Origin of the sequence: Geminicoccus flavidas (genome assembly GCF_009806515.1) — a bacterium.
GTDB classification, from domain to species: Bacteria; Pseudomonadota; Alphaproteobacteria; order Geminicoccales; family Geminicoccaceae; genus Geminicoccus; species Geminicoccus flavidus.
In genome coordinates this window covers 1-11915 of record NZ_WUJP01000847.1, presented here as the reverse complement: position 1 = coordinate 11915, position 11915 = coordinate 1, and the positions used below count along the sequence as shown (strand labels likewise).

The window sequence follows — 11915 nt, the reverse complement described above, 5'->3', positions numbered from 1 at the left end:
TGCCGGCTCCGGACGATCCGGATGACCCGGCGGCGCGCGATCGGCTGCTGACCGTGCTGGGTCGGCCCAAGGATCCCGCGGACTACCAGATCGAGCGCAAGGCCGAGTGGCTGGAGCAGGACCGGGAGCTCGACGCCCGGCTGCACGAGGCGGGCTTCACCAACCGGCAGGCCCAGCTCGTCTACGACCTGGCCGCCGAACGGATCGCCCCTCTGGTGGAGGCGACGCTCGCCGAGGTCGAGGGGCTGCGCGCGGCCGAGGCCGGCCGGGCCCGCCTGGCGGAGCAGTTCGGCGGGCCTGAGCGGTTCGCCGCGGTGGCGGAGCAGCTCAAGGCGTTCGGCGAACGCCACCTGGACCGGGCGACCTACGAGACCCTGTCCCGCTCCTATGACGGGGTGATGGCGCTGCACGCGATGATGCGCGCCAAGGAGCCGGAGATCGTCGCCGGAGGCGATCCGGCGGCAGGCGCCCCCGACCCCGACCGGCTGGCCCAGATGATGCGCGATCCGCGCTACTGGCGCGACCGCGACAAGGATTTCGTGGCGCGGGTGACCGACGGCTACCGCCGCCTCTACGGCGGCTGACCGCCAGAAGGGCATCCCGCGCCCGGAACCACGGCGGCGGCCGGGTGGACAACCCCAAAAGCGGGGCCCACCCGCCCGCCATGGCTTCAACCAGCGACGGCTCTTTCGCCAAGGCCCGGACCCATGCGGCCCGGACAACCCGCGCGCGCGGCCAACAGGCGACCAACAAGGAAGGACCGCAAATGTCCACCTCGATCGACCAGGCGTTCGTCAAGCAGTTCGAACGCGAAGTGCACGAGGCCTATCAGCGGCAGGGCAGCAAGCTCCGCCACACCATCCGGGTCAAGAACGGCGTCGTCGGCAGCTCGACCGTCTTCCAGAAGGTCGGCCGCGGCACGGCCACCACCAAAGGGCGCAACAGCGTCGTGCCAGTGATGAACGTGGAGTTCGCGACGGTCGAGGCACGGCTGTTCGACTATTATGCCGGCGAGTGGGTTGACCAGCTCGACGAGCTCAAGACCAATATTGACGAGCGCAGCGTGCTCGCCAACGCCGGCGCCTTCGCGCTCGGCCGCAAGACCGACGAGCTGATCATCAACGCGCTCAAGACCTCGTCCCAGGTGGCCGGCACCGATGCCGACGGCCTGACCAAGGCCAAGGTCCTCAAGGCCTTCGAGATGCTGGGCGCCAACGACGTGCCGGACGACGGCCAGCGCTTCGCGGTGGTCGGCTGGAAGCAGTGGTCCGAACTCTTGAACCTAGCCGAGTTCGCCAATTCCGAGTTCATCGGCGATGCCGAGCTGCCCTGGAAGGGCACCCAGGCGAAGATGTGGCTCGGCACCACCTGGATCCCGCATTCGGGCCTGCCACTCGATGGCACCAGGCGCAGCTGCTTCTGGTACCACAAGTCGGCGATGGGCCATGCCATCGGCCAGGACGTGAAGACCGACATCAGCTGGCACGGCGACCGTGCCGCCCACTTCGTCGCTTCCTCGATGTCCCAGGGTGCCGTGCTGATCGAGACCGCGGGCGTCGTGACGATGCCGTGCCTGGAGGACTAAACCGATGGCCTATCAATCCGAGAACCTGAGCGTCCTGTCCTACGCCAACGGCTTCACGCTCTGGCACTACCGCACCGCGGACGCCGCGACCGCGGTGGACAATGCCGGCTATTTCAACCAGGCGGCCAAGATGCTGCGGGTCGGCGACTTCATCATGCTGAATGCCGGCCTGGGTACCTCACCCACCCACGGCATGATGGTGGTTGTCGCGAATGCGTCCGGCATCGTCGACATCTCCAACATGGTCCAGTTCGGCGTGCTGAACTCCGACTGACCGGCCAAGACGGCTGCGATGGACCCGGGAGGCCTGCTGGCCTCCCGGGCCACCGCCAGCTCGAGGACAAGCTCATGGCGTACAGCGACGTCGATCTCTGCTCGCAGGCCCTGGTACGGCTGGGTGCCGCCCCCATCGGGTCGTTCGCCGACGGCAGTGCGGAGGCCACGGTGGCGTTCCGCCTCTATGGCCTGGTGCGCGACGGGCTGGTCAGCGCCCATCCCTGGAGCTTCTCGATCGCCCAGGCGGCACTGAGCGAGCCCGCCCCAGCGGGATCCGCCGACTTCGCCTGGCGGCACATGCTGCCGGCCGACTGCCTCCGGGTCATCTCCGCGGGCTCGGACCGGCGTGGCCGCGGCGCGGAATACCGGGTGCTCGGCCCCGCGCTGTTCACGGACGAGCGCGCCGTCACGCTGACCTACCAGCGCCGCATGCCCGAGAGCGACTACCCCGCCTTCTTCGCCGCGGCCCTGGTGGCCCGGCTGGCGGCCGAGTTCTGTCTGCCGGTGACCGAAAGCGCCAGCCGCGCCGAGGTCCTGCGCCGTGCCGCCGACCTGGAGCTGCGCCAGGCGCGGCTGGTCGACAGCCAGCAGAGCACGCCCCGGCGCTTCGAGGACTTCACCCTGATCGAGGCGCGGCTCGGATGAGTGCGGTCACCCTGATCAAGACCGGCTTTGCTGCGGGGGAGCTCGACCCGCGCCTGACCGGGCGCTCCGACCTTGATGCGCTGGCCAAGGGTGCCGCCCTGCTCGAGAACGTGGTGGTCCAGGTCACCGGCGGGGTCACCCGCCGGCCCGGGATGCGCCGGTCCACCGATGTGCCGGGCGGCATGCGCCTCGTCCCCTTCGACGGGGCGGATGGCGGTGCCGTTCTGGCGTTCGGTCCGTTCAAGGTCGACGTGATCATCGGCGACGCGATTGCTGCCACGCCCAGCACGCCGGCCGCGGCCAACTGGAGCAACCTCCAGGTGCCGCAGCTCTCGTTTGCCCGGCTGGGCGAGAGCCTGCTGATCTGCCATCCCGACCTGGAGCCGCGCCAGCTCGTCCGGCTGACCTCCGGCGGCTGGCAGTTGCGCAAATGGTCGTTCGCCATCCCGCAAGGTGCGCCGGCACCGTTTGCCTATCGCGAGCCGTTCGCCCGCTTCGCTGCGGACGAGGTGGCACTCCAGCCGGTGAAGACCGGGCTTGCGACCGACCAGCCGATCCCGCGCGATTCGCTGGTGACCCTTTCGGCGTCAGCGCCGGTGTTCACCGCGCTGCATGCGGGGACGCGCCTGCGGATCAAGGGCCGCCAGGTGACCATCCAGAGCGTGCGGAACACCACCCAGGCGATAGGCCTGGTGCTGGAGGCGCTGAACGACGGCCAGACCACGCGCGACTGGGACGAGCAGGCGTTCAGCCAGGCCCATGGCTACCCGATCACAGTCGGCTTCTGGCAGGACCGGCTGGTGGTGGGCGGCTCGCGTGACCTGCCCGATGCCATCTGGATGTCCAGGACCGGGCGCTATTTCGACTTCGACGAGGGGACCGGCCTGGATGACGAGGCGTTCCGCTTCCGACTCGGCACGGAGCGCAACCATGCGATCCGCGCCCTGGTCTCGGGCCGGCAGCTCCAGGTGTTCACCAGCGTCGGCGAATGGGCGCTGTCCGGCGACCCGCTGACGCCTGCCACCATCCGCGCCGACCAGCAGACCGGCATCGGTTCGCCGGTTACCCGCAGTCTGCCGCCGGTCGAGGTCGATGGCGCCACCCTGTTCGTCAGCCGCAGTGGCAAGGAGCTCCGCGAGTTCCTGTTCACCGACGACCAGCAAGCCTTCCAGGCCGCCGACCTGGCGGTGCTGGCCCGCCATCTCCTGGCCGACCCGGTCGACATGGCGTTCGACCCGATCCGCCGCCTCGTCCTGGTGGTGCGCGCTGATGGCAGCATGGCGGCTGCCACGATCGACCGGGAGAACGGCATCGTCGCTTGGTCCAGGCTCACCACCAACGGCCTGGTCCGCGCGGTAACCTATCTGGATGGCCGCACTTGGCTGCTGGTGTCGCGCAACGGCACGGTCTCGCTGGAATATCTGGACGATTCCTTGGGCGTCGACGGTACCCTGACGTTCACTGCCACGACGCCGCGCAGCGTATGGGCGGGCCTGGAACGGTTCAACGACCGCCAGGTCTGGCTGATCGGCGATGGCCGGCCGGTGGGCCGCACCGTCGTCACGAATGGCAGCGTGACCCTGCCCCAGCCGGCCAGCACGCTCGTTCTGGGCCTCGCCTTCACCCATGCGATCGAGCCGGTGCGCGCCCTGCCTTTGCCGAACCGGGTCCAGGATGCCCGCTACCGAGTGGTCCGCCTCTCGTTCCGCCTGCTCACGACGCTGGCGCTGCGGCTGGATCTCGGCAGCGGTCCGGCCGCCCAGGCCCTGCCGGCCGTGCCCGGCGGCTTCACCGGGGACCATGCGGTCCGCGTGCTCGGCTGGCGGCGTGGCATCGAGACCACGCCCTGGCGGATCGCGCAGGATGACCCTTCCGCCTTCACCCTCCTTTCCGTGTCCCACCAACTGCAGGTGATCGACTGATGGGTGCCGCAACCAGCCTCGCCACGCTCGGCCTCTCCGCCCTTCTGGGCCAGCAGAAGAAGAGCCGGGCCAACGACCTGATCGAAGCCGACCGGGTCCAGAACGCCCAGGAGATCAAGCTCCGGCAGAGCATCGAGCGCCGCCAGCGCGAGCAGCAGCTCGCCAAGGCGCTGGCCAGTGCTCGCGCCCGGGCCGGCTCGGCCGGGATCGGCTCCTACCGGGGGGCCGCGGAGGCGATCGCGAGCGGCCTGACGCGCCAAGCCCGCACCGAGCAGGCCGAAGCCGATGCCCAGGCCCGGCTGGCGCTGCAGGGCAACGACACGAAGGCCGCCTTGCGCCAGCGCAACAACCTGCTGGACCAGCAGGGCAGTGTGCTGGGCCAGGGTGTCCGCGTGCTCGGCGGCCTGGCCGGCGGCTCCCTGCTGGACTGAGTCCTCAGATCGACCCGGCAGCCCGTTCTCCGCCCTCCGGATCGCCCGCCATGCCAAGCCGCCGTAGCTTTCGCCAGTTCGTCTGGGTCTATAACCGGCTACAAGGCCGCACGACCCCGGCCCTGCATGTCCGGGTGACGGACTGGCTGGAGGCGTGCTGGCGCGGCGGCGACCGGCGCCTCTTGTTGATGGTGTTCCGCAATGCCGGCAAGTCGACCCTGGTCGGCCAGTTCTGCGCCTGGATCCTGGCCGAGAACCCGGACCTGCGGATCCTAATGCTGTCGGCCGAGCAGAACCTCGCCGACAAGATGGCGCGCAATGTCCGCCGCGTCATCGAGCGCCATCCGTTCTGCGAGCATCTCCTGCCCGACCGCAAGGAGCAGTGGGCGGCCGACCGGTTCACCGTCGCCCGCCCGCACGACTTCCGCGATCCTTCCTTGTGCTCGCGCGGCATCACCGGGAACCTGACCGGGCTGCGCGCCGACGTCGTGATCTGCGACGATGTCGAGGTACCCAACACCTCGGACACACCAGGCAAGCGCGAGGAGTTGCGCGAATGCCTCCGCGAGCTCGACTACATCCTGATGCCCGAGGGCACGATCCTCTATGTCGGCACGCCGCACAGTTTCTACTCGCTCTATGCCGAGCAGGCCCGGGCCGAGCTGAAGGAGGCGGCGCCGTTCCTGGCCGGCTATCGGCGCCTGGCCATCCCGCTCCTCGACCTGCAGGACGGCAGCTGCGTCTGGCCCGAACGCTTCCCGCCGGACGTGGTTCGTCGGATTCGCGAGCAGACCGGCCCCGCCAAGTTCCGCTCGCAGATGCTGCTGGAGCCGACCCATGTCCATGAGGTGCGCCTCGAGCCCGAGCGGATGCGCCGCTACCGGGGCGAGATCGAGCTGGCCAGCAGCAATGGCGAGACCGTGCTCACGATCGGCGGCCGGCGCATGGTGTCGGCGACCTGCTGGTGGGACCCGGCCTTCGGCACGCCGAAGAAGGGCGACGCCCCGGTGGTCGCCTGCGTGTTCGTCTGCGAGGCCGGCGACTACTGGCTGCACGGCCTGCGCTATCTGACCCACGACCCCGCCCGTATCGCCGAGCAGGACGAGGCGGCACAGCTCTGCCAGCAGGTCGTGGCGTTCGCCGAGGCCATGGCCCAGCCGGCGATCCGGATCGAGACCAACGGGATCGGCCGCTTCCTGCCCTCGCTGCTGCGCCAGGCGGTCGGCCGTGCGCGGACCGGCTGCGCGGTGATCGAGCGGGTTTCCAGCCGCAGCAAGGCTCAGCGGATCCTGGACGCCTTCGACCCGCTGCTCGCCTCGGGCCGCCTCCATGTCCACGAGGAAGTTTGGCAGGGCGGCTTCGTCCAGGAGATGCGCGAATGGCTACCCGACCGGGACAGCCGCGACGACGCGCTGGACGCGGTCGCCGGCTGCATCCTGGAGGAGCCGGTACGCCTGTCCGGCCTGCATGTCCTGCGCACCCGTCCGAGCTGGCGCACCGCCCGCCCCACCATCGCCCCGTCCAGCTTCGACCTCTGAGCCCAGTTGCATCCCCGGCGCTGGCGCCGTAAGCGCGTCACTGCGGCAGGAAGCGTGGCCGAGTGGTTGAAGGCAGCGGTCTTGAAAACCGCCAAAGGGCAACCTTTCGTGGGTTCGAATCCCACCGCTTCCGCCACAGATCGCTGATAACCTATGGCCTGGTATGGGAACTACAGCATCCGCTGGCTTCTGGTCCCAACGATTGTCCCAACGGAGTGAGTCGATAGCTTGTGGGGCGGTGTAGTCTAGCAAGTTGAACCAGATCCTCCTGCCGCCTGAAGGAGGCCGAGCTTTCGCAGGGGACCTTGGGGTGCAGGCAAACAAGTCGCGATGGCTCGTAAGGCTAGGAACGAAGCGTTCTGCAGATGTGGCCTACCGTTAGCTTCAACGAACGTCTTGCAACATGCAGCTCTATGGCTTTGGCGCCTGGGACCGACAGCCAGGCTGCTCTCGCTCATCGGCCATGCCTACTCTGTTCTATATGAAAGTTATAGCTTTTGTAGGGTTCACGTTCTGGCTGGATCGCGGCAGACCGAAATAGGCGCAGAGGCGCATGCCGCTACGCGCTGACGATGGGAGTCATGATGACCAGGCAGATCCGCTTCAACGCCTTCGACATGAACTGCGTTGGCCACCAGTCACCAGGGCTGTGGGCACATCCGCAGGACCGGTCGTGGACCTACAAGGACCTGGGCTACTGGCAGGACCTGGCGCGGACGCTTGAGCGCAGGGTGTTCGACGGCATCTTCATCGCCGACGTGATCGGCTATTACGACGTCTACAAGGGCAGCAACTACCACGCCCTGCACCAGGCGGCGCAGATCCCGGTCAACGACCCGATCCAGCTGGCGGCACCGATTGCGCTGGCGACCGAGCATCTGGGCATCGGCATCACCGCGTCCACCTCGTTCGAACACCCCTACACCTTCGCCCGCCGGCTCTCGACCGCCGACCACCACACCAAGGGCCGGGTCGGCTGGAACATCGTGACCTCCTACCTGGAAAGCGGCGCGAAGAATGTCGGCGAGGGCGGGCTGCGCCGGCACGGCAACCGCTACGAGGTCGCCGCCGAGTATCTGGAAGTGATCTACAAGCTCCTGGAAGGCAGCTGGGAGGACGGGGCGGTCGTCCGGGACCGGGAAAAGCGCGTGTTCACCCACCCGGAAAAGGTCCACGAGATCGGGCACAAGGGCCGCTTCTTCGAGGTGCCGGGCTACCATTTGTGCGAGCCCTCCCCGCAACGCACGCCCGTGCTCTACCAGGCAGGCGCGTCCGGTTCGGGCAAGGCGTTCGCCGCGCAGCATGCCGAGTGCGTGTTCGTCAGCGCGCCCACCCAGCCGATCCTGAAGTCCTATGTCGCTGACATCCGCGAGCGTGCCGCCAGGGCCAGTCGCGATCCACGCGAACTCTACGTCTATACGCTGGTGACGCTGATCGTCGACGAGACCGACGCCAAGGCCCAGGCCAAGTTCGAGGACTACCGGCGCTATGTCTCCTATGACGGCTCGCTGGTGTTCATGTCCGGCTGGACCGGCATCGATTTCGGCCAGTACGCGCCCACCGACCTCGTGCGCAAGGTCGAGACCAACGCGATCGTCTCGGCGATCGAGCATCTGGCCAGTGGCGGGCGGGCCTGGGCCATCGAGGAGCTGGCCGCCTGGGGCGGGATCGGCGGGATGGGCCCGGTCTTCGTCGGCTCGGCGGCGACCGTGGCCGATATCCTGTAGAGCTGGGTCGAGGCTACCGATGTCGACGGCTTCAACCTGGCCTATGCGGTGACGCCGGAAACTTTTGAGAGCATCGTAGGCTATCTGGTGCCGGAACTGCAGGCGCGCGGCGTCTACCCCACCGCCTACCGGCCGGGCACGCTGCGCGAGAAACTGTTCGGCAAGGGCCCGCGCCTGAGCACACCGCATCCAGCGGCTGCCTATCGCAACATCGAGGTGGTCAAGCGGGCCGAGGCGGCGAGGGAAGCAGCCGCAGCCGAATGAGCGGCTGCGGCTGACGGGAACCGGCCGGGGCCTGCCGGGTCAGGCCTGGCCCATATGCCACTGGAAGGGCGGGAGCGTGCGGTTGACGGCGTAGTCGCCGACGATCCGCTCCTTGTAGATCAGCGGTTGTGCGACGACACGGTGCGCGCATTGCGCCAGTGCCGGTCGAGCCCCTTGCTGCGCAGGGTTGCCGAGGCGCCCAGCGCGTCGAAGGCCTGGGCAGTGGCGTCCAGGACCAGGCTTGCGATCGTGGTCTGCGCCTGGGCGATCTCGATCTCGGCGCGGATGTTGGCCGCCTCGATCGCCTCGGGATCTCCCGGCAGCGTCGCGTCACGGCAGCGCTGCAGCGCCTGGGCGGCATGCTGCAGGATACCGCCGGCCGCATAGGCCTGGCTGTGGACCCGGCCGACCACCTGCAGAACCTGTGGATCCCGGCTGGCCTGATCCGCGGCGCCATGGGTGTAGGTGCGCTGCCGCTCCGCCACGGCCTGGGCGATCTCCTCAGCGGCGGCGCGGGCGATGCCGACCAGCGTCGCCAGATGGTTCACCTGCAGCCAAGCCGCCGAGTAGCCGAAGGTCTCGCCGGCCGGCCGGATTTCATCCCTGGCGACGGGGACATCAACGAAGGTGGCGGTGCCGCTGCCGGTGAGCGTCTGGCCAAAGCCATCCCAGTCGTCGGCAATCGACACGCCCGACGCCCTGGCCGGGACATGGACGGAGACATGCTCGTCCGCCTCGTCGACGGCGCCCACATTGATCCAGTCGGCGAAGATCGATCCGGTCGTGTAGTATTTGGTGCCGTTCAGCCGCCAGCCTTCGCCGTCGCGCACGATCCGGGTGGCGAAGGTGCCGGCCTTGGCGCCGGTATTCACCTCGGTCCAGGCACTGCCGATCGTCTGGCCCTTCGCGAACCTCGCGATCCACCGGTCCCGCCAGGCGCTGGCCGGGCCGACCAGCACGTTCTCCACTGACTGGAAGTGGACCCGCAGCGCCTGCGGAAGGTTGGAATCCGCCTGGGCGAGCTCGGCCATGAGCTCGAAGAACTCCGGGATGCTGGCGTTAGCCCCGCCAGCTACCTCCGGCAGCAGCACGGCACTGAAGCCAGCCTCCTTCAGCCAGCCCAGTTGCTCGACGGGCATACGGCGCTCCAGCTCGCGCTGGACCGCGCCTTGGCGGATGCGCTCGAACAGCGGCCGGAACCGCCCTGCCAGCTCGCCATAGCGGGCAGTCGGGCCAGCGCCCCAAACACCTGTCGTCCTGGTCAAGCCATCCGTCTCCCGACCTAGAGGTTGAGCCGCCGCCCGCCCGCCGAAGCGCATGGACCGGCAGGGCTCGGACCTTCCTGTGCCGCTTAAGGGGTATTGTCGATATAATTGATAGACAAAATGATCTTAGGATTCCTAAGTTCGACTCGGCAGTCATGGCTGAGGGGAGTCGACGATGGCTTGGATGCCTGGCAGGCGTGCTCTGGGTCGCCTGGTTGCGGCGGCTGGCCTGCTCATGATGGTTGGTGCCGCACCGGCGACAGCCCAGGAGAAGGTCATCCGGATCGGCTACCAGAAATACGGCACGCTGATCCTGCTCAAGAACAAGGGTCTGCTTGAGGAAAAGCTGGCGCCGCTCGGCTATTCGGTCACCTGGGCGGAGTTTCCGGCCGGGCCGCAGCTCCTGGAGGCGCTGAACGCGGGTGCGGTGGACTTCGGCAATACCGGCGAGGCGCCCCCGATCTTCGCCCAGGCAGCCGGCGCACCGTTGGTCTATGTCGGCTACGAGCCGGCAGCGCCCCAGGGCGAGGCGATTCTGGTGCCCAAGGACAGCCCGCTCAAGACCGTGGCCGACCTGAAGGGCAAGAACATCGCCCTGAACAAGGGCTCGAACGTCCACTTCCTCCTGGTCAGGGCGCTGGAGCAGGCCGGCGTGGGCTATGACGAGGTGAAGACCTCATTCCTCACGCCTGCCGATGGCCGCGCCGCGTTCGAGCAGGGTTCGGTCGATGCCTGGGCGATCTGGGATCCCTTCCAGGCGGCAGCCGAGCAGACCATCGAGGCGCGCCAGCTCACGGACGGCACCGGGATCGTCTCGAACTACCAGTTCTACTTCACGACCCGGGACTTCGTGCAACAGGCACCGGAGGTGGTGGAGGCGGTGCTGACCGGCGTGTCCGAGATCGGCGCCTGGACCAAGGCCAACACCACGGCAGCCGCCGAGCAGTTCTCGCCGCTCATCGGTATCCCGGTGCCGATCCTGGAAAAGGCGCTGTCCCGCCAGACCTACGACGTGAGGCCGCTCTCGGGTGACGTGGTCGGGCAGCAGCAGGAGGTGGCGGACACGTTCTTCAAGCTGGGCCTGATCCCGCACCAGATCGACATCGCCTCTGCCGTCTGGACGGCGGACTGATGGGCGGGGCCGCCGAGCGGACGGCCCAGCGGGCCGCGTTGCCGGGGGCGGAACGACCCGGCCTGCCAGACCTAGCAAAAGGGGAAGCCGGAGCCGGCTTCCTGCGGCTCGCCGGTCATCTGGCCCCCTGGGCCCTGCCGATCACCGCCCTGGTGGTCTGGCAGGCGGCCTCTTCGGTGGGCTTCATCTCCAACCGGATTCTGCCGGCACCGGATGCCGTGCTCGCCGCCTTCTGGCGCACGCTGCTGGACGGAAGCCTGATTAGCAACACGCTGGTGAGCACGCAGCGGGCCTTGCTGGGCCTCCTGATCGGCGGCGGCATCGGCCTGCTGTTGGGCATCGCCACTGGCGTCTGGCGCTCCGCCGAGACCCTGTTCGATTCGTCGATGCAGATGCTGCGCAACGTCCCGCACCTGGCGATCATCCCGCTGGTGATCCTGTGGTTCGGCATCGACGAGTCCGCCAAGATCTTCCTGGTCGCGATCGGCTGCGCCTTTCCGATCTATCTCAACACCTTCCACGGGATCCGCACGGTCGACCGCCGCCTGATCGAGATGGCGCGGGTCTATGGCCTGGGCCCGGCCGCACTGTTCTTCCGCATCGTCCTGCCGGGCGCCCTGCCCTCAATCCTGGTGGGTCTGCGCTATGCGCTTGGCATCATGTGGCTGACGCTGATCGTGGCCGAGACGATCTCCGCCAGTTCCGGAATCGGCTACATGACCATGAATGCGCGGGAATTCCTGCAGACCGACGTCGTGGTGCTGGGCGTGCTGGTCTATGCGCTGCTGGGCAAGCTGGCCGACAGCCTAACCCGCGTGATCGAGCGCAGGGCACTCGTCTGGCATCCGGCCTACCAAGCCGGCAAGGAGGCTCTGCAGCCATGAGCGCCGCCCAACTTCGCGCCAGCGCGCCGGCTGCAGCGCCGGCACCTGCCGGCCTATCGATCGAGCTCAGGCAGGTGAGCAAGTCGTTCGGCCAACTTTCGGTCCTGCACGGCTTCGAGCTGACCGTGCCGGCCGGCCAGTTCCTGGCCGTGGTAGGCCGCTCTGGCGGCGGCAAGTCGACCCTGATGCGCCTGATCTCAGGCTTGGACACACCCAGCCATGGCGGAGTGAGCGTGGGCGGGGCGC

General features: G+C 68.3%; 10 protein-coding genes, 1 tRNA gene and 2 pseudogenes. 12 read left to right on the top strand and 1 reads right to left on the bottom strand.

The features are described 5' to 3' along the window. From EQG76_RS24400 to EQG76_RS24360, 9 genes and pseudogenes are all read left to right on the top strand, one after another. On the top strand, positions 1-584 hold a 584-nt coding region (locus EQG76_RS24400), incomplete at its 5' end, for a capsid assembly protein (protein ID WP_159717189.1). Positions 585-766: 182 nt separating this feature from the next. Next, on the top strand, positions 767-1585 hold the full coding sequence (locus tag EQG76_RS24395) for a phage capsid protein (protein WP_159717187.1): 819 nt from the start codon (positions 767-769) through the stop codon (positions 1583-1585). A gap of 4 nt (positions 1586-1589) precedes the next feature. Next, on the top strand, positions 1590-1859 hold the full coding sequence (locus tag EQG76_RS24390; protein ID WP_159717185.1) for a hypothetical protein: 270 nt from the start codon (positions 1590-1592) through the stop codon (positions 1857-1859). Positions 1860-1933: 74 nt separating this feature from the next. After that, positions 1934-2506 (top strand): hypothetical protein, encoded by a 573-nt coding sequence (locus tag EQG76_RS24385; protein ID WP_159717183.1) that lies wholly within the window; start codon positions 1934-1936, stop codon positions 2504-2506. Further along, complete coding sequence (locus EQG76_RS24380; protein WP_159717181.1) at positions 2503-4428, top strand: hypothetical protein; 1926 nt, start codon at positions 2503-2505, stop codon at positions 4426-4428. Before EQG76_RS24385 ends, EQG76_RS24380 begins: the two co-directional genes overlap by 4 nt. Further along, positions 4428-4859: a hypothetical protein gene (locus tag EQG76_RS24375; RefSeq protein WP_159717179.1), complete on the top strand. Its 432-nt coding sequence runs from the start codon at positions 4428-4430 to the stop codon at positions 4857-4859. The genes EQG76_RS24380 and EQG76_RS24375 overlap by 1 nt, the downstream gene beginning before the upstream one ends. Before the next feature lie 50 nt (positions 4860-4909). Next, positions 4910-6397 (top strand): phage terminase large subunit, encoded by a 1488-nt coding sequence (gene terL, locus EQG76_RS24370; RefSeq protein ID WP_159717177.1) that lies wholly within the window; start codon positions 4910-4912, stop codon positions 6395-6397. Between the two features lie 48 nt (positions 6398-6445). Continuing rightward, positions 6446-6533, top strand: a tRNA-Ser gene (locus EQG76_RS24365). A gap of 448 nt (positions 6534-6981) precedes the next feature. Next, positions 6982-8388: pseudogene (locus tag EQG76_RS24360) on the top strand (LLM class flavin-dependent oxidoreductase). Positions 8389-8427: 39 nt separating this feature from the next. Here EQG76_RS24360 and EQG76_RS24355 read toward each other — a convergent pair. Next, positions 8428-9653: pseudogene (locus tag EQG76_RS24355) on the bottom strand (acyl-CoA dehydrogenase family protein). Positions 9654-9837: 184 nt separating this feature from the next. Here EQG76_RS24355 and EQG76_RS24350 point away from each other — a divergent pair. From EQG76_RS24350 to EQG76_RS24340, 3 genes are all read left to right on the top strand, one after another. After that, positions 9838-10785, top strand: coding sequence for a sulfonate ABC transporter substrate-binding protein (locus tag EQG76_RS24350; RefSeq protein ID WP_159717191.1), 948 nt, complete (start codon positions 9838-9840; stop codon positions 10783-10785). Then, complete coding sequence (gene ssuC / locus EQG76_RS24345; RefSeq protein WP_159717175.1) at positions 10785-11669, top strand: aliphatic sulfonate ABC transporter permease SsuC; 885 nt, start codon at positions 10785-10787, stop codon at positions 11667-11669. The genes EQG76_RS24350 and ssuC overlap by 1 nt, the downstream gene beginning before the upstream one ends. Continuing rightward, positions 11666-11915, top strand: a 250-nt coding sequence (locus tag EQG76_RS24340) for an ATP-binding cassette domain-containing protein (protein WP_159717173.1), incomplete at its 3' end; no start/stop codon positions are given. The genes ssuC and EQG76_RS24340, both read left to right, overlap by 4 nt.